18 protein-coding genes are annotated in these 17,841 nt (G+C 72.1%); 12 read left to right on the forward strand and 6 right to left on the reverse strand.

Translation table 11 applies throughout. The features are described from left to right. Positions 1-2 precede the first annotated feature (2 nt). A complete protein-coding gene (gene glmM, locus ACGFIM_RS21110; RefSeq protein ID WP_393202682.1) occupies positions 3-1,352 on the forward strand; it encodes a phosphoglucosamine mutase in 1,350 nt (449 codons plus the stop codon). A 120-nt stretch (positions 1,353-1,472) separates the two neighbouring features. Here the strand turns inward: glmM and ACGFIM_RS21115 are convergent, their stop codons facing one another. The 5 genes from ACGFIM_RS21115 to coaA all read right to left on the reverse strand — a co-directional run bounded on the left by ACGFIM_RS21115 (position 1,473) and on the right by coaA (position 6,058). Beyond that, on the reverse strand, positions 1,473-2,189 hold the full coding sequence (locus ACGFIM_RS21115) for an ABC transporter permease subunit (RefSeq protein WP_393202684.1): 717 nt from the start codon (positions 2,187-2,189) through the stop codon (positions 1,473-1,475). A gap of 3 nt (positions 2,190-2,192) precedes the next feature. Further along, positions 2,193-3,107: an ABC transporter ATP-binding protein gene (locus ACGFIM_RS21120; protein ID WP_393202686.1), complete on the reverse strand. Its 915-nt coding sequence runs from the start codon at positions 3,105-3,107 to the stop codon at positions 2,193-2,195. Continuing rightward, a complete protein-coding gene (locus tag ACGFIM_RS21125; protein ID WP_393202688.1) occupies positions 3,104-3,964 on the reverse strand; it encodes an ABC transporter permease in 861 nt (286 codons plus the stop codon). The genes ACGFIM_RS21120 and ACGFIM_RS21125 overlap by 4 nt, the downstream gene beginning before the upstream one ends. After that, a complete protein-coding gene (locus tag ACGFIM_RS21130) occupies positions 3,957-4,865 on the reverse strand; it encodes an ABC transporter ATP-binding protein (protein ID WP_393202690.1) in 909 nt (302 codons plus the stop codon). Before ACGFIM_RS21130 ends, ACGFIM_RS21125 begins: the two co-directional genes overlap by 8 nt. A gap of 290 nt (positions 4,866-5,155) precedes the next feature. Beyond that, the gene (gene coaA / locus ACGFIM_RS21135; RefSeq protein WP_393204151.1) at positions 5,156-6,058 is read right to left on the reverse strand and encodes a type I pantothenate kinase; all 903 of its coding nucleotides are present in this window, start codon (positions 6,056-6,058) and stop codon (positions 5,156-5,158) included. Positions 6,059-6,382: 324 nt separating this feature from the next. Between coaA and ACGFIM_RS21140 the strand changes: the two genes are divergently transcribed. The 11 genes from ACGFIM_RS21140 to tsaD all read left to right on the forward strand — a co-directional run bounded on the left by ACGFIM_RS21140 (position 6,383) and on the right by tsaD (position 15,561). Then, a complete protein-coding gene (locus ACGFIM_RS21140) occupies positions 6,383-6,733 on the forward strand; it encodes a holo-ACP synthase (protein ID WP_393202692.1) in 351 nt (116 codons plus the stop codon). A gap of 9 nt (positions 6,734-6,742) precedes the next feature. Continuing rightward, positions 6,743-8,206 (forward strand): NAD(P)H-hydrate dehydratase, encoded by a 1,464-nt coding sequence (locus tag ACGFIM_RS21145; protein ID WP_393202694.1) that lies wholly within the window; start codon positions 6,743-6,745, stop codon positions 8,204-8,206. A 68-nt stretch (positions 8,207-8,274) separates the two neighbouring features. Next, a complete protein-coding gene (alr, locus tag ACGFIM_RS21150; protein WP_393204153.1) occupies positions 8,275-9,396 on the forward strand; it encodes an alanine racemase in 1,122 nt (373 codons plus the stop codon). 45 nt (positions 9,397-9,441) lie between these two features. Further along, positions 9,442-10,518 (forward strand): alpha/beta fold hydrolase, encoded by a 1,077-nt coding sequence (locus tag ACGFIM_RS21155; protein WP_393202696.1) that lies wholly within the window; start codon positions 9,442-9,444, stop codon positions 10,516-10,518. Beyond that, a complete protein-coding gene (gene tsaE, locus ACGFIM_RS21160) occupies positions 10,519-10,977 on the forward strand; it encodes a tRNA (adenosine(37)-N6)-threonylcarbamoyltransferase complex ATPase subunit type 1 TsaE (RefSeq protein ID WP_393202698.1) in 459 nt (152 codons plus the stop codon). A gap of 210 nt (positions 10,978-11,187) precedes the next feature. Further along, positions 11,188-11,814, forward strand: coding sequence for a hypothetical protein (locus tag ACGFIM_RS21165; protein WP_393202700.1), 627 nt, complete (start codon positions 11,188-11,190; stop codon positions 11,812-11,814). A 4-nt stretch (positions 11,815-11,818) separates the two neighbouring features. After that, on the forward strand, positions 11,819-12,364 hold the full coding sequence (locus tag ACGFIM_RS21170; protein WP_393202702.1) for a class F sortase: 546 nt from the start codon (positions 11,819-11,821) through the stop codon (positions 12,362-12,364). A 5-nt stretch (positions 12,365-12,369) separates the two neighbouring features. Further along, the gene (locus tag ACGFIM_RS21175; RefSeq protein WP_393202704.1) at positions 12,370-13,419 is read left to right on the forward strand and encodes a hypothetical protein; all 1,050 of its coding nucleotides are present in this window, start codon (positions 12,370-12,372) and stop codon (positions 13,417-13,419) included. A gap of 27 nt (positions 13,420-13,446) precedes the next feature. After that, a complete protein-coding gene (tsaB, locus tag ACGFIM_RS21180) occupies positions 13,447-14,094 on the forward strand; it encodes a tRNA (adenosine(37)-N6)-threonylcarbamoyltransferase complex dimerization subunit type 1 TsaB (RefSeq protein WP_393202706.1) in 648 nt (215 codons plus the stop codon). 11 nt (positions 14,095-14,105) lie between these two features. Then, positions 14,106-14,537 carry a ribosomal protein S18-alanine N-acetyltransferase gene (gene rimI / locus ACGFIM_RS21185; protein ID WP_364068769.1) on the forward strand — a complete coding sequence of 144 codons (432 nt, stop codon included), beginning with the start codon at positions 14,106-14,108 and terminating at the stop codon, positions 14,535-14,537. Continuing rightward, positions 14,530-15,561, forward strand: a complete 1,032-nt coding sequence (tsaD, locus tag ACGFIM_RS21190; protein WP_393202708.1) for a tRNA (adenosine(37)-N6)-threonylcarbamoyltransferase complex transferase subunit TsaD — start codon at positions 14,530-14,532, stop codon at positions 15,559-15,561. The genes rimI and tsaD overlap by 8 nt, the downstream gene beginning before the upstream one ends. Before the next feature lie 181 nt (positions 15,562-15,742). Here tsaD and ACGFIM_RS21195 read toward each other — a convergent pair whose 3' ends face one another. Continuing rightward, positions 15,743-17,683 (reverse strand): hypothetical protein, encoded by a 1,941-nt coding sequence (locus ACGFIM_RS21195; RefSeq protein ID WP_393202710.1) that lies wholly within the window; start codon positions 17,681-17,683, stop codon positions 15,743-15,745. Between the last annotated feature and the right edge of the window lie 158 nt (positions 17,684-17,841).

Below are 17,841 nucleotides of genomic sequence, written 5' to 3' on the forward strand. Positions count from 1 at the left end.
CGTTGGCGCGCCTCTTCGGCACCGACGGGGTACGCGGGGTCGCGGGCCGCGACCTCACGGCCGAGCTCGCCATGGACCTGTCCGTGGCGGCGGCCCATGTCCTCGGCGATGCAGGCGCGTTCGCCGCCACCGGACGCCGTCCGGTGGCGGTCGTAGGCCGGGACCCGCGTGCCTCGGGAGAGTTCCTCGAGGCCGCAGTGGTCGCCGGCCTCGCGGCGTCCGGTGTGGATGTGCTGCGCCTCGGCGTGCTGCCCACTCCGGCCGTCGCCCACCTCACCGCCGCGCTCGGCGCCGACCTCGGCGTCATGCTGTCGGCCTCGCACAACCCGGCGCCGGACAACGGCATCAAGTTCCTGGCCCGCGGCGGCTTCAAGCTGTCCGACGCGGTCGAGGACGAGATCGAGCGCCGGCTGGGCGAGGAGTGGAGCTTTCCCGTCGGCTCGGGCGTGGGGCGCGTGCGTGACGCGTACGGTGAGGCCGACCGTTACATCTCCCACGTGCTGACCACGATGAACGCCCGGCTCGACGGGCTGCACGTCGTGGTCGACTGCGCTCACGGAGCGGCCCACATGGTGGCTCCCGAGGCGCTGGTGCGCGCGGGGGCCCGGGTCGAGGCCATCGGCGCGAGGCCGGACGGCCTCAACATCAACGACGGTCACGGCTCGACCCACCTCGACAAGCTGCGCCAGGTGGTGGTCTCGCGCGGGGCCGACGTCGGCGTGGCCTACGACGGCGACGCCGACCGCTGCCTCGCGGTCGATCACACGGGCGCGGTCGTCGACGGCGACCACATCATGGCCGTCCTGGCCACCGCTCTCCACGGCGAGGGCCTGCTGGCCAAGGACACCGTGGTGGCGACCGTCATGTCCAACCTGGGCTTCAAGCTCGCGATGCGCGAGGCCGGCATCTCCGTGGTGGAGACCGCGGTGGGCGACCGCTACGTGCTGGAGCGGATGAAGGCCGACGGCTACAACCTGGGCGGCGAGCAGTCGGGCCACGTCATCATGCTCGACCACGCCACCACGGGCGACGGCCTGCTCACCTCGCTGCAGTTGCTGAGCGTGATGGCCAAGTCGGGCGTGCCGCTCAAGGAGCTGGCCTCGGTGATGACGGCGCTGCCGCAGGTCCTGATCAACGTCAAGGACGTCGACAAGGGCAGGGCCTCGGCGCCCGAGCTGGCCGCCGCCGTCGCGGAGGCGGAGGCGGAGCTGGGCGAGAACGGGCGCGTGCTGATCAGGCCGAGCGGCACCGAGCCGATGATCCGGGTGATGGTCGAGGCGGCCTCGGAGGAGCACGCCACGATGGTGGCGGGCCGCCTGGCCGACGTGGTCCGCAAGGTCTGCGGCGTCTGACGCCTGCGAGATCGGCCCGGAGGACGGCGTGCGAGCCGGTTCGGGAGCAGAGAACCGGACGAAGGCCCGCGGGGAGATCCCCGCGGGCCTTCGTGATGTCCGGGCGTCTGCCGGGTGGGGCTACTCCTCGCCGGTGAGCGAGAACGCGCGCAGCCGCTGCCCGGCCAGCAGCACGGCGACGACCGTGACGACGAGGATGGCCGGGACGGCGAAGCCGAGCGCGACGTCCGCCTTGAGGAACGGCGAGTCGCTGATCTGGTCGGCGATCGACTGGCCCCAGCGCTGGATGGAGAACCTGCGCGCTCCCGGCACGAAGTTGCCGATCAGGCTCTCCCAGACCAGGGCGTAGATGATGCCGATCGTCACCGCGTGCCGGGTGACCACGCCGAGCAGCAGGAACAGCGCGGCGTAGGCGATGCCGGCACCCAGCGTGCCGAGGGCGAACCCGGCCGCGATGCCGTCCTCGTCGCGCAGCAGCAGCCAGCCCGACACGTACGTCGGCACGGCCGCGAACAGCGCCAGCAGCGACGCGGCGACCACGAACTTGGTCGTGACGATGACCGGGCGGGAGATCGGCTTCGACATCAGGTGGATGATCGTGCCGTCGTCGATCTCGGGGGCGATGACGCCCGTGCCGGCGATGAGGCCGAGCAGCGGCAGCATGGTGCCGATGGCGAAGTTCTGCAGCAGCAGCACGGCCGAGCGCTGGTCGGCGGCGCCGAAGACGCGGAAGAGCACGGCGAGGCCGATGAGGGCGAGCGGCAGCAGCAGGAGCAGGATGATCCGGCGGCGCCCCAGCAGGGCCCGGTACGTGATGCCCGCGACGACAGTGTTCATGGCTCAGGAGCTCCTGTTGATGAGGTAGGAGAAGACGCTCTCCAGGTCCTCGTCCGCGGGGGAGACCTGGTGCAGGCTGACGCCCTCGGCGCGGGCGACCTGCGGCAGGAGGCGGGCGAAGCGGCGGAACTCGGTGGCCTGCACCTCCAGGCCGTCGGGGCGCAGCGTGAGACCGCCGGTGGAGTCGTCGCGTACGAGGGCGGCGGCGAGCTTCCTGTCGTCGCTCGAGCGGATGCGGAACAGGTGGGGCCGGTCCGTCATCAGGCGCCTGATCTCGCGGAAGTTGCCTGAGGCGGCGTGCCGGCCGGCGACCAGCACCTCGATGTGCTGGGCGACCCGCTCGACCTCCTCCAGGATGTGCGAGCTGAACAGGATGGTCTTGCCGGCCGCTCCCATGCTGCGGATGAGGTCCATCAGGTGCAGCCGCTGGCGCGGGTCCATGCCGTTGAACGGCTCGTCGAGCAGCAGCACGGGCGGGTCGTGCACGAGCGCGGCGGCGACCTTGACGCGCTGGCGCATGCCTTTGGAGTACGTCTCGACCCGGCGGTCCTTGGGCTCCTCCATCTCGACGGTGGCCAGGGCCTTGCGGGCGGCCTCGTCGGGGTCGGGCAGGCCGTGCAGGCGGGCGGCCGAGAGCACGAACTGCCAGCCGGTCAGGAAGCCGTACACGCCCTCGCGCTCGGGGACCAGGCCGATGTTCCGGTAGATGTGGTGATTTTTCCAGACGGGGGTGCCGTCCAGCGTGACCGTGCCGCTCGACGGCGCGAGGAAGCCCGCCATCATGTGCAGGAGCGTCGACTTGCCCGCCCCGTTGGGGCCGAGCAGGCCCGTGACGCCCGGTCCGATCGTCATCGTGACGTCGTTGACCGCCACCACGTTGCCGTACCAGCGGGAGACCTGCGAAAGCTCGATCTTCATTGCGCGGCCGCCTTCCTGTAGCGCAGTGCGAGAGCGGCCAGGCCGACGGCGAGCAGCACCAGCAGCGCGATGATCGACGCCACACCGCCCGGGTAGGCGGCGTCCTCGATCGCGTGCGACGGCGTGCCGAACACCGCGTGCTGGACGGAGTCGACCAGCCAGAACGGGTTGACCAGCCAGGCGTAGGCGGCCGCGGCCTTGTCGCCGGAGAAGGAGAGGGTGCCGTAGATGATCGGGACCGCGGCCGACGACAGCAGGTAGACCGTGATCACCGAGGCCACGCCGAGCCCGCGCCTGGGCGTGAACGAGGCCAGCGCGAGCCCGTAGACCGACAGCAGCAGCGCGAGCACCAGCGCCATGGCCATGGAGCTGAGGTATTCGCCGGTGGCGGGCGGCCCCGGCATGTCGATGAGCAGCTCGCCGACGTAGACCGCCGTGATCGGCAGCGCGACGAGCGCGAACAGCGCGATGGTCATCGCCGCGACCTTCGCGCCCACGTAGTCGATGATCGAGATGGGGCGCGACAGGTAGAGCGGCAGGACGCGGTGGCGCAGGTCGGGCGCGACCACGGTGGGCGCCTGCGCGGCCAGGAAGATCGCGACGACGGCCTGCATGACGACCGCGAATCCGCTGTAGCCGATGCCGCGCTCCTGGAGCAGGGCCATCAGGGCGATGTCCACGATGGCCGGCATGAACATGATCGCGACCAGCGAGTACGGCACGATCTTGCTGCGGGCGGGGCGGCCGAGACCGAAGACGCCGCGCAGGCTGTGCACGGCCAGCGCCCTGGCCGCGTAGCCGCGGCCGAGCCTGGGGCCCTCGTAGTGGCGGTAGCCGATGTCGTAGATCTCAGACATGCGCGACCTCATCCCTGAAGACGTCCTCGATGCGGTGGCGTCCCTGTTCGAGGCGGATCAGGCAGAGCCCCAGCTCGGCGGTGGCGTCGCGGATGGCGTCGTACGTGCCGGGTCCCGCGACTTTGACGACGAGCTGCCGACCCTGGCGCGAGACCACCTGCCCGTCGCCGGACAGCCGGGCGGCCAGCTCGTCGACCCCTTCGTCCACCTCGACGGTCAGGGTCTGCGTGGCCTGGGTGAACTCGCCGATGGCCGACGAGCGCAGCAGCCGGCCCCCGTCGATGACGATGACGTGGTCGCAGATGCGCTCCAGCTCGCCGAGCAGGTGGGAGGTCACCAGCACGCTGATGCCGAACTCGGTGCCGATGCGCCGGACCAGCGCCAGCATCTCGTCGCGCCCGCGCGGGTCGAGGCCGTTGGTCGGCTCGTCGAGGAAGACCAGCTTGGGGTCGTGAACGAGCGCCTGCGCCAGCTTCACCCGCTGCTTCATGCCGGTGGAGTAGGTGCCGATGGCGCGGTAGCGCTCTTCCGCGAGCCCCACGTGGCGCAGCACGTCGGCGGCGCGCTCGCGGGCCGCGGTGCGCGGCAGCCCGGACATGCGGGCGAGGTGGACGACCAATTCGGTGGCGGAGACGTCGGGGGGCAGGCATTCGTGCTCGGGCATGTAGCCGACGAGCCGGCGGATCTCGGCGCCCTGAGTGACGATGTCGAAGCCGAGCACGCGGGCGGTGCCCTCCGACGGCGTCAGCAGGCCGAGCATCATCTTGATCATCGTCGACTTGCCGGCGCCGTTCGCCCCGACCAGACCGGTGACCCCGGGTCCCACGGTGACCGTGAGGTGGTCGACCGCGGTGACGGTGGGGAAGCGCTTGGTCAGCCCCTCGGTGGCGAGGATGTGCATGTGCCGGACACTACCCGTACGCCCGATACCGCCGCCTCGGTCATACGGATGAACGCCGTCCTCCTTGAGGCCGGAATCCGGCCTGGACCGCGGGGGTGGCCGCGGCCCCGGCCGGTCGTCCCCGCGACGGTCCGGCAATCGGATGTCAATGCGGTGATGACGCCGGTAGGTGAGATTTCCTCACATGATCCGGTTCTGGTGTCACGAGCACGGCGAGGATTGCTGGTTCGCCGATATCGACGACCAGGGGTGCGCGGGCAGGTTCGGGCGTTACGTGTACGAGGAGGCGTTCAGGTCTGGCGAAGGCGCACCCGCCGTACGGAGTGGTCTGGGCCCTTCTTGAGCACCAGGTCGGCGCGGCCCCTGGTGGGGGCGATGTTCTCGATGAGGTTGCGCTCGTTGATGTCGCGCCAGACGTTGACCGCGAACTCCGTGGCCTCCTCGTACGACATGTCGGCGATGTGCCGGAAGTACGACTTGGGGTCTTCGAACGCGGTGCGGCGCAGCTTGTGGAAGCGCTCGACGTACCAGGTGCGGATGTCCTCGACCTTGGCGTCGACGTAGATGGAGAAGTCGAAGTAGTCGTTGACGGCCAAAGACGTGGGCGGCGCGGGCTGGAGGACGTTCAGGCCCTCGATGATGAGGATGTCGGGGCTGCGCACGGTCTGGGTGGCGCCGGGGACGATGTCGTATTCGAGGTGGCTGTAGACAGGTGCCTTCACCTCGGCCGCGCCGGCCTTGACCTCGGCCACGAACCGCACCAGCGCCCGCCGGTCGTAGCTTTCGGGAAAGCCCTTGCGGTGCATGATGCCCTTGGCCTCCAGCACCGCGTTGGGGTAGAGGAAGCTGTCGGTGGTGACCAGCTCCACGTGCGGATGCTCGGGCCAGCGCGCCAGGAGGGTGTGCAGCAGCCGGGCCGTGGTCGACTTGCCGACCGCGACGCTGCCCGCGATGCCCAGGATGTACGGGACCCGGCGCTCCTCGTGTCCCAGAAACGCGCTCAACACGCTGCTGCGCGCCTTGGACCCGGTGAAGTGCAGGTTGAGCAGCCGGGTCAGGGGGAGATAGATGTCGGTGACTTCGGTCAGGTCGATGGGGTCGTCGACCCCGCGCAGCTCTTCCAGCTCGTCTGCGGTGAGAGTCAAGGGCGTGTTCTTGCGGAGCTCGCTCCACTGCTCCCTGCTCAGTTCCACGTAGCCGTTGTTCACCTAGGCAGAGTAACGATGTGCGACAAAACGGATGAGAGCCGGGGTTGTCCCAGGCGATCCACAGCCTGTGGATGAAAACGTGGGATTACCACAAACGATTCCGGGGAAAGGATCAAGGTTTCCGCACCAGAACGCGAAGGGTACCGTGCGGATACCCTCCTGACGGAGATGGCCATGGACCGCCGCCGCTCCATATCCGCTCCACATCCGCTCCATATCTGCCGTGGCCGCAGGGACCGCCGGGCAGATCGCCGGTCATCGGGGGCCGCGGCAGCGCGGCCCGTCCTGACGAGCCTCTACGCTGGGACGATGATCCTGGGTATCGGCGTCGACATCGTCGACATCGCCCGCTTCGAGGCCGCGCTGCGGCGCACCCCCGGGCTCAAGGAGCGGCTGTTCACCGAGACGGAACGCCCGCTGCCGGTGCGCTCGCTGGCCGCCAGGTTCGCCGCCAAGGAGGCCGTCGCCAAGGCGCTCGGCGCGCCGAAGGGCCTCGGCCACCTGGAGGCCGAGGTGCGCTGCGACGAGCTGGGCAAGCCCGAGCTGCACGTCCACGGCAAGGTCGCCGAGGCCGCCTACGGGCTCGGCGTCAAGCGCTGGCACCTGTCGCTCAGCCACGACGCGGGGGTGGCCATCGCCTACGTGATCGCGGAGGGATAGCGTCGAATCATGAAGACCGCCTACACCGCCGACCAGATCAGGCAGGCCGAGCAGGCGCTCATGGCCCGGCTGCCCGAGGGCACGCTGATGCAGCGGGCCGCCTCGGGGCTGGCCTCCGTCTGCGCCGATCTCCTCGGCCGCGTCTACGCAAGCCGGGTGGTGCTGCTGGTGGGCAGCGGCGACAACGGCGGCGACGCGCTCTATGCCGGGCAGCGGCTGGCCAGGCGCGGCGCCAGAGTCGAGGCCGTCACGGCCGGGTCCAAGACGCACGAGGCCGGGCTGCGGGCCCTGCTCGACGCGGGCGGCCGGGTGCTCGACCCGTCCGCGGCCGGCGCGGCGATCGAGACGGCCGACCTGATCATCGACGGCCTCGTCGGCATCGGGGTCTCCGGCGCGCTGCGCGAGCCGTACGCGGAGCTGGCCACGGCGGTCGCCGCCGCGCGCGGGCACGTCGTGGCCGTGGACGTGCCGAGCGGGGTCGACGCCTCCACCGGGCGGGTCGAGGGCGCCGCGGTGCGGGCGAAGGTGACCGTGACCATGGGGGCGTACAAGACGGGCCTGCTCGTCGATCCCGGCGCCGGGTACGCGGGCCGGATCGAGCTGGTGGACATCGGGCTGGGGGAGTACCTGCCGGACCCCGACGTGGCCGCGCTCACCGACGCCGACCTCGACGTGCTGCTGCCGCGCCCCCGCACCGAGTCCGACAAGTACCGCAGGGGCGTGGTGGGCGTCGCGGCGGGCAGCGACCTGTACACCGGAGCGGCCGTGCTCGCCGTCGGCGGCGCGCTGCGCGGCGGCGCGGGCATGGTCAGGTACGCGGGCCGCCCCGCCCCCGTCGCCCAGGTGCGCTCCCACTGGCCGGAGGCCGTGGTGACGCAGCTCGACGAGCCCTCGATCGGCCGCGTCGGCCGGGTGCAGGCATGGGTGCTCGGGCCGGGGCTCGGCACCGACGACTGGGCCCACGAGCTGGCCGCCGCCGTGCTGGCATCCGACGTACCGGTGCTCGTCGACGCCGACGGGCTCACGCTGGTCGCCAAGGACCGCACGCTGCTGCGGCGCGCCGCGCCCGTCCTCATCACCCCGCACGCCGGCGAGCTGTCCAGGCTCATCGGCGCGGGTCGCGACGCCATCGAGGCCGCCCGCCTCGACCACGCCCGCAGGGCGGCCGCCGAGCTGGGCGTCACGGTGCTGCTCAAGGGCTCGACCACGGTGGTCGCCGAGGACTCCCGCCCCGCGCGGGTCAACACCACCGGCACGTCCTGGCTGGCCACCGGAGGCACGGGAGACGTGCTCGCGGGCCTTACGGGCGCGCTGCTCGCCCAGGGCCTGAGCTGCTACGACGCCGCCTCCTGCGCCGCCTACCTGCACGGCGCGGCCGGGCGGCTGGCCGCGGACGGCGCGCCGCTCGCGGCCGGCGACGTGGTCACCGCGCTCCCCGCCGCGATCCGGGCCGTGACCAGCACCGATTCGTGATGTCCCGGCCGGGCGAAGCGTCCCCGGCCGCGGGCGCGAGCTGCCAGACTGGAGAGATGGACCACCCGATGATCACCCCCGCCGAGGCACGGGTCGACCTCGCCGCCATCCGGCACAACGTCGCCCTGCTCAAGGAGCGGGCCGGTGGCGCCGAGCTCATGGGAGCGGTCAAGGCCGACGCCTACGGCCACGGCCTGGTGCCCGCGTCCGAGGCCGTGCTGCAGGGCGGGGCGGGCCGGCTCGGCACCGCGTTCATCCAGGAGGCGCTGGCGCTACGCGCGGGCGGGGTGACCGCGCCGATCCTGTCGTGGCTGATCACCCCGGGCGAGCCGATCGCCGAGGCGCTGCAGGCCGGCATCGAGCTGTCGGCCTCACACCCCGATCTGCTCGACGAGATCGCCGCCGCCGCGCGCCGCACCGGCCGCAGCGCGAAGCTCCACCTCGAGGCCGACACCGGCATGAGCAGGGGCGGTGCGCCGCTCGCCGCCTGGCCCGACCTGCTGGCCAAGGCCCTCGAGCTCAAGGCCGAGGGCGCCATCGAGATCGTCGGCATCTGGTCCCACTTCGCCTGCGCCGACATCCCCGGCCATCCGTCGATCGCGCGGCAGCTGGAGGCGTACGAGGCCGCGCTGAAGCTGGCCGAACAGGCCGGCGCGGCGGGCTCGGAGGTCATCAGGCACATGTCCAACTCCGCCGCCATCGTCACCCTGCCCGAGGCCCGATTCGACATGGTCAGGCCCGGCATCGCGATGTACGGCCTGAGCCCGATCCCCGAGCTGGGCGACTTCGGCCTGCGCCCGGCGATGACGCTGGTGGCCAGGATCGCCCTGGTCAAGCGGGTCGCCGAGGGTTGCGGCGTGTCGTACGGGCACCTCTACACCACCCCGCGCGAGACCACGCTCGCCCTGGTGCCGCTCGGCTACGCCGACGGCGTGCTGCGCCACGCGACCGGGCGGTGCGAGGTGCTGGCGGGCGGGCGGCGCAGGACGATCGCCGGCCGGGTGTGCATGGACCAGTTCATGATCGACGTGGGTGACGATCCGGTGGCCGCGGGCGACGAGGTCGTGCTCTTCGGCCCCGGCGACGGGGGCGAGCCGACCGCTCAGGAGTGGGCCGATACCCTCGGCACGATCACGCATGAAATCGTGACGAGGATCGGTGCGCGAGTGCCCAGGGTCTACCACACGTGACGAAGGGCGGATCGCGGCGGCCATGAGTGAAGAAGGATCGTGCACATGACGACGACGACCAAGCGGCGCAGGGTAGGGATCGCCGGCGCGCTGGTCGGCGCGGCCTCCGCAGGCGTCGCGGCGGCGGCGCTGGCCAAGCGTTACGCGGTCGGCCGCATCCGGCTGCGCCCCGACACCGAGGCGAGCGAGCCGTTCGGCGAGCTGCGCGGCCGCGAGCGCACGCTCATCACCTCCGACGGCAAGGCGCTGCACGTCGAGATCGACGGCCCCGAGCGCGAGCACCCGTGGGAAGACGAGGACCCGCCGCTGACCGTCGTCTTCTGCCACGGCTACTGCCTCAGCATGGAGTCCTGGCACTACCAGCGCAAAGATCTGCGCGAGACCCACCGCCTCGTGCTGTGGGACCAGCGCTCGCACGGACGCTCCCAGCGCGCCTCGGCCGAGGAGTGCACGATCGACCGGCTCGGCGACGACCTCGCCGAGGTCATCGACGCGTTCGTACCGGGCCCGTGCGTGCTGGTCGGCCACTCCATGGGCGGCATGACGATCATGGCGCTGGCCGACCGCCACCCCCACCTGTTCGGCGACAAGATCCGCGCGGTGGCGCTCCTTGCGACCTCGGCGGGCAAGCTGGCCGAGCTGACGCTGGGCCTGCCCGCCGTGCTGTCGAAGGTCGTCCACAAGGTGGCCCCCGCCACGGTGTCGATGCTGGGCAAGCGCGGCTCGCTCATCGACAGGACCCGCAACGCGGGCAGCGACATCGCGTTCCTCATCACCCGTTACGTCGGCTTCGGCGACTCCAAGAACGTCAGCCCGACCGTGGTCGACTTCGCCGAGTCGATGATCAGGGCCACCCCCACCCAGGTGGTCGCCGACTTCTACCCCGCGCTGATGAACCACGACAAGCTCTCCGCGCTCCACGTGCTCGACGCCGTGCCCACCGCGATCCTGGTGGGCGACCGCGACTGGCTGACCCCGCCCGACCACAGCAAGGCCATCGCCGCCGCCCTGCCCAAGGCCCAGCTCACCGAGGTGCCCGACACCTCCCACCTGATCCAGCTCGAGCGGCCCGGCATCGTCAACGACGCGCTGCGCGACCTGCTGAAGAGAGTGGAGCCGTAAGTGCGCATCGCCACCGCCGAGGACATGCGGGCCTACGGCGCCCGCCTCGCCACCCTGCTGCGCGCAGGCGACCTGGTCGTGCTGTCCGGGCCGCTCGGCGCCGGCAAGACCACGCTCGTGCAGGGCCTCGCCGAAGGGCTCAAGGTACGCGGCCCGATCACCTCGCCGACGTTCGTCATCGCCCGGGTGCACCCGTCGCTGCACCAGGGGCCGCCGCTGGTGCACGTGGACGCCTACCGGCTGGGCGGCGACCTGGAGGTCGACGACCTCGACCTGGACGCCTCCCTGGAGGAGTCCGTCACCGTCGTCGAGTGGGGCGAGGGGCTGGTCGAGGGGCTGGCCGACGATCGGCTGGAGATCCACATCGACCGTGAGGCGGGCGACGACGCCCGCGTGGTGACGCTGCGCGGCGTGGGCGCCCGATGGGCCGACACGCCGTCTGATCCGCTGGAAGGCTGAAACGCAGGTCAAAATCCGGTAAGGCTGGCACCCTTGACGTACGGGGCCGGCGGTCTGAAACATGATCGTTGGTCAGTGATTGGCCCGGATTTTCTGGGTATCAGGAGGGGCGACATCCATCGTTTCGGTGGATGCTGGGTAGCAGAACGGCAAAGTGGGGTGCGGCCGGTGCTCAGGGTCAGACGAGTCGCGTACGCGGGAGCCATCGCCATGATCGGACTGACCGGATGCTCGGCCTCGGCCGACAGCGATCCGACCCCCACGCCGAGCGGCAGCCCGTCGGGCACGGTGACGACGACGGCCAGCCCGAGCACCGCGCGGCGCGACATCAACGTCCAGGTCAACCCCGACAAGGTCACCGCGGGCGAGACCTCCAGGGTGTGGATCCTGGCCAACTGCCCGGTGCCGACCGGCGGGCCCGCCCACACCGGCACGGCCACCTCCAAGGCGTTCGTCAACGGCGTCACGCTCAACCCCGTGCCGCCGCCGTCGGCCTCGCCGACCGCCACCGCGACGCCCGCCGCTCCCTCGCCGTGGGTGCGCGGCGAGGCGCAGGTGTCGGGGACGGTCCGGCGCGGCTCGTACCGGGTGGACGTCAAGTGCGACGGCACCAACGACATGGGCCATGCCACGCTGCGCGTCGTCGCCCCCGAGCCGGACGAGCCGGAGCCCACCTCCACCACCGTCGTGCCCACCAGGGCGCCGCGCGCGGGCGGCGGAGGCACGTACGCGCAGGACGCCTCCGAGGAGTCGTCGATCGGGCCCGCGGGTGTGCTCATCGCGCTCGCGGCGGCCGGCGGCATCGCCTTCGTGGTCAAGCGGCGTACCAGGGCATAACGCCATGGCCCGTCCAGGGCGGGTGGTGCTCGCCGGCGCCGTGACCGGCCTGCTGCTGTACGCGTTCGGACAGAACACCGATATCGGCACCACCGCGAAACCCGCGCAGGCCTCCGTCGTGCCCAAGACCATCGACATCCCGTCGATCGACGTCGAGGCGCCGCTGATGAAGCTCGGGCTGCTGGAGAACGGCGAGGTCGAGCTGCCGCCGTACGAGAAGCCGAAGATGGCCGGCTGGTACACCGGCAGCGCCGTGCCCGGCGAGAAGGGCGCCTCGGTGATCATCGGGCACGTCGACACCAAGACCGCGCCCGCCGTGTTCTACAAGCTCAGGGAGTTACGCAAGGGCGACACCGTGAAGGTCGAGCGCAGCGACGGCAAGGTCGTGCGCTACAAGGTGGACCGCATCGAGCAGGTGCACAAGGACGAGTTCCCGGCGAAAAAGGTGTACCTGGAAGACGGGCTCAAACTGGTAACGTGCGGGGGCAAGTTCGACTACGCCAAGGGCGAGTACGTCGACAACATCATCGTCTACGCATCCCAGGTTTGAGGCCCATGACGGACACCGACCCGGCGACCGGCGCCGGTCCGCCCGCACCCACCCCTAACCCGCCCGCGACCGGCGCTGATCCGGCCGCGACCATCCCCGACCCGCCTGCGACCGGCGCTGATCCGGCCGCGACCGACCCCAACCCGCCCGCGACGGGCGCGCGCGTCCCCTGGGCCGACGTGCCCGCCTCCGTGCGGGCCGCCGTCGAGGACTTCCTCGGCGACGGCGTGGCCGAGGCCGTCACCCAGCCCGGCGGGTTCTCCCCGGCCGCCGCCTGCCGCCTGCGCACCCGCGGTGGCAAGCGCGCCTTCGTCAAGGCCGTCGGCCCCGAGCCCAACGCCGATGCCGTCCGCATCTACCGGTCGGAGCTGCGCGTCGCCAGGGCGCTGCCCGCCTCGGTGCCCGCGCCCCGGCTGCTCACCGGCTTCGAGCTGGACGGCTGGGTCGTGCTCGTCTTCGAGGACGTCGAAGGCCGCCACCCCGCCATGCCCTGGCGGCGCGACGAGCTGGACCGGGTGCTGGCCGCCATCGAGGAGATGTCCGCCGCGCTCACCCCCGCGCCCATCGACGTGCCCCCGATCGGGGAGGTGTTCGGCGACCAGTTCCAGGGCTGGCGCCGCCTGCTGGAGGAGGACACCACCGGGCTCGACCCCTGGGCGCTGCGCCACCTCGGCGAGCTGGCCGAGCTGGAGACCGGCTGGGACACCGCGGCGGCCGGCGACACCCTCGCCCACGCCGACCTGCGGGCCGACAACATCCTGCTCGCCGGTGACCGGGTCTACGTCGTGGACTGGCCGTGGGCCGCGCGTGCCGCGCCCTGGTTCGACCTGGTCGCGATGCTGCCGTCGGTCGGCATGCAGGGCGGTCCGCCGCCGCACGAGCTGGCCGAGCTGCCCGGCGACGACGTCACCAAGGCCGTGGCCGCCATGACCGGGTTCTTCGTCCACATGTCCAGGCAGCCCCCGCCTCCCGGACTGCCCACGCTCAGGGCGTTCCAGCGGGCGCAGGGCGTGGTGGCGCTCGACTGGCTGAAGCGGCGTACCGGCTGGGCCTGACCCGCCCGGCGGGTAGGCTAAACAGTCGTGCTGGTCCTGGCCTTTGACACCGCGACGCCCGCCGTCACCGCGGCGCTCCACGACGGCGAGCGCGTGCTCGCCGAACACACCACGATCGACGCCCGCCGCCACGGCGAGCTGCTCGTGCCCACCATCGAGCTGGTGCTGGGCGAGGCGCGGGCGGCGCTGCGCGAGGTGACGGCCGTCGTGGCGGGCAGCGGTCCCGGCCCCTACACCGGCCTGCGGGTGGGGCTGATGACCGCGCAGGGCCTTTCGACCACGCTGGGCGTGCCCGCGTACGGCATCTGCACGCTCGACGCCCTCGCCTACGCGAGCGGGCGTGCGGAGCCGTTCATCGCCGCCACCGACGCGCGGCGCAAAGAGGTGTTCTGGGCGCGTTACGCCGACATGCGCACCCGCACCGACGGCCCGTTCGTCGACCGGCCCGCCGACGTCCCCGTCGAAGGGCTGCCGGTCGTCGGCGCGGGCGCCCGGCTCTATCCCGACCTGCTCGGCGACGGCGCGGGAGCGCCGCCCTACCCCTACGCGGGAGCGCTGGCCGCCCTGGCGGCCGAGCGGCTGGCCAAGGGCGTCCCGCTCGACCCGCCGCGCCCCATCTACCTGCGCAGGCCCGACGCCGTCGTGCCGGGCGCCCCCAAGAAGGTGACCGCGTGAAACTCAGGCCGATGACCGAGGCCGATCTGCCGGCGGTCATGGAGATCGAGCGGATCACGTTCCCGCTCGACGCGTGGAGCGAGGGCATGATGCGCGGCGAGCTCGCCGACATGCCCCGCACCCGCCACTACGTCGTGGCCCTGGTCGACGACGAGATCGTCGGCTACGCCGGGCTCGCCGCCGCGGCCGACCAGGCAGACGTGCAGACCATCGCGGTGCTGGAGAAGCACCGGCGCTCCGGCATCGGCAGCGCCATGCTGAGCGAGCTGCTCGACGAGGCGCGCCGCAGGGGCGCCCGGGAGATCTTCCTCGAGGTACGCGCCGACAACCCGGCCGCCCAGAGCGTGTACCGGCGTTTCGGGTTCGAGGAGATCGGCACCCGCCGCCGCTACTACGACGACGGCACCGACGCGATCATGATGAGGAGGCGGCTGGGTGACTGACGCACCCGTGGTCCTGGGCATCGAGACGTCCTGCGACGAGACCGGCATCGGCATCGTCAGGGGCCACACGCTGCTCGCCAACACCGTCGCATCCAGCATGGACGAGCACGCCAGGTTCGGCGGTGTCGTCCCCGAGGTCGCATCGCGCGCCCATCTGGAGGCCATGACGCCCACCGTGGAGGCCGCGCTGGCCGAGGCCGGGCTCGCCTTCTCCGACATCGACGCCATCGCGGTCACGGCCGGGCCTGGGCTCGCCGGTGCGCTGCTGGTGGGCGTCGCCGCGGCCAAGGCGTACGCGCTCGGGCTCGGCGTGCCGCTCTACGGCGTCAACCACCTGGCCGCCCACGTCGCCGTCGACCAGCTCGAACACGGCCCGCTGCCCAAGCCCTGCGTCGCGCTGCTGGTCTCCGGCGGCCACTCGTCGCTGCTGCTCGTGCCCGACGTCGCCGAAGAGGTCATCTCGCTCGGCGCCACCGTCGACGACGCGGCCGGCGAGGCGTTCGACAAGGTGGCGCGGGTGCTGGGGCTGCCGTTCCCCGGCGGGCCCCACATCGACAAGGCCGCCCGCGAGGGGTCGGGCAACGCCATCGCGTTCCCGCGCGGCAAGATCGACGACGGCACGCTCGACTTCTCCTTCTCCGGGCTCAAGACGGCCGTGGCCCGCTGGATCGAGGCGCGCGAGGCCGCCGGGGAGTCCATCCACGTGCCCGACGTGGCCGCCTCCTTCCAGGAGGCGGTGGTCGATGTGCTGACCCGCAAGGCGCTGCAGGCGTGCCGCAAGTACGACGTGCACGACCTGCTCATCGGCGGCGGCGTCGCGGCCAACTCGCGGCTGCGGGCGCTCGCCCAGGAGCGGTGCGAGGCGGCCGGCGTGCGGCTGCGGGTGCCCCGGCCCGGGCTGTGCACCGACAACGGCGCCATGGTCGCCGCGCTGGGCTCCGACATGGTGGCGGCCGGTGTGACGCCGTCGTCGCTGCAGATCCCCGCCGACTCGTCGCTGCCGATCACGACCGTCCACGTCTGACCCGCCGGTCCCGGTCACGGCACGGGCGCTTGTCGGGGACGCGCGCCTTCGAGGCGAGGGGTCTTCTCAGAAAGGCCCGCGTTCGAGGCGCGGGCGCTCGTCGGGGACGCCCGCTCTCACAAGATCCGGCCCCGCCCGTGGCGCGCGGGCGGAGGCGGGGCCGGTGTCGGGGACCGCGGGGTCAGTCCTTGGGGCGGGTGGGGCGGAGCAGGGCCTCGGCGAGGGCCAGCATGGTCTCCTCCAGCGCGCTCAGCCGCTTGGTCAGCTCATCGGCCGCAGGCTGCACGACCCCGGACACCGCGCCCGACATCGTGCCCGCCAGCTCGTCGCCGTCGGGGCGCGAGCGCACCAGCTCGCTGAGCGCCTCCGTGGCGGTGGCCAGGCGCTCGGCCTGCTCGCCCGCCTGCGCCTTGATCAGCTCCGCCTGCTCGCTCACGTGGCTCTTGATCAGCTCGCCGATCCGCCCGGTGACCTGCTCGGTGACCTGCTCGGTGACCTGCTTCGTGACCTGGTCGGCGTGGTCGAGCGCGGCGGGCAGCTCGTCGACGCGGCGGCCGACCGCCTCGATGCGGCCGTCGACCGACTCCAGGTGCTCGCCGACCGACTCGAGATGCTCGCCCGTCTGCTCGGCGCGCGCGGCCAGGCCGTTGAGCTGGGTGTCGATGCCGCGGAACCGGCTGTCGATGCCGCCGAGCTGCCCGTCGAGCGCGTCGAAGCGGCCGGCGATGTGCTCTTCGGCCTCGACCAGGCGCTCGTCGATGGCGTCGACCTGGCTGTCCAGGCGGTTGAAGCGGCCCTCGTTGCGGGTCGCGATCTCGGCGGCGCGCTGCTCACCGGCCTGCAGGCGCTCGTCGAGCGAGGCGAAGCGGGTGTCCATGCGGACGTCGATCGCGTCGAAGCGGTCGTCGTGGCGGGCGAGGTGGGCGTCGAGCGTGCCGAGCCGCTTGTCGACCGCGCCGAGCTGGCCGTCCATGGACGACAGCCGCCGGTCCACGCCGCCGATGCGGCCGTCGAGCCCGTCGAGCCTGGTGTCGATCTCGGCCAGGCACTCGTCGGCCGATTCGAGGCGGCCGTCGAAGCCGATGAGCCGGGAGTCGAGGCCGGAAAGGCGGCCCTCGATGTGTTCGAGCCTGGCGTCCACGCCGCTGAGCCTGGCGGTGAGGCGCTGCTCGCTCTCGCCGAGCTGCACGGCGAGGTGCTGGTCGGTCTCGTCCAGGCGGGTGGCCAGGCGCTGCTCGACGCCCGCCAGGCGGGCCCCGGCCAGCTCGTCGGCCTCCTTGAGCCGGGCGACGAGGCGTTCGTCGGCCTCCAGCAGGGCCGTGGCGAGCCGCTGGTCGGTCTCGTCGAGGCGGGTGCTCACCCGCTGGCCGGTCTCGCCGAGCCGGGCGGTGAGCCGCTGGTCGGTCTCGTCGAGCCGGGACGTCAGGCGCTTGTCGGTCTCGTCGAGCCGGGCCGCGAGCCGCTGGGCGGTGTCGTCGATCCTGTTGGTGAGGTGCTCCGACAGGTCGGACACGGCGACCTCGACCCGGTCCGTACGGGAGGTCAGCTCCGCCATCGACCGGTCGAGCCGGGTGAAGCGCCCGGCCGCGGCCTCCATGCTGGCGTTGAGCCCCTTCAGCGTGGCGGCGAAGTCGGCCATGCCCTTGGTGATGCCGTCGGTGGTGTCGAGCACCGACTGCAGCCGGCTGAGCGCCTCGTCCACGCTCTCGCCGACGGTGCCGAGGTCGGCCCACAGGCTGGGCAGGTCGGTGATGGGGGAGACCCTGGCGTCGACCGAGCCGACCCTGTCGCCCACGGCGTCCACGTGGTCGCGTACGGCCTCGACGTGCTGCGCCAGGCCCTCCGCCCACATCGGCGGCTTGACGGCGATCTCGTCGAGCCGCCCGTTCACCGCCTCAAGGGAGCCGCTCAGCCCGCCGAGCTCGCGCTCGCGCACCTCGCGCAGCAGCCATTCCATGCCCTCCAGCCGCTGGCGGATCTCGTCGAGCACCGCGCCCTGGGTGCGTTGCTCGTAGACGTGGTCCTGTGCGGCACGCGCGAGCAGGTCTCGCATCCTCTTGGGGACGACGTCGGCGTTGTACGCGCCCGATTGGAGAAGGGTGGTGTGGTTGGAATGGTCCACCGAAAGCTCCTTCGCTCGCCGACGGACTGCCGCGCAGTGGTCGGGTAGGTCCGGTTCATATCTGAAAGAGCGAGAACGCGGTTAACCGCAATAGGGGGAGAACTCCCGCCCGGCTACCTTAGCCGCTGGATCAAGGTCCGTCAGACGCGAGGAGAAAG

This window comes from Nonomuraea sp. NPDC049309, assembly GCF_043196965.1.
GTDB classification, from domain to species: Bacteria; Actinomycetota; Actinomycetes; order Streptosporangiales; family Streptosporangiaceae; genus Nonomuraea; species Nonomuraea fastidiosa.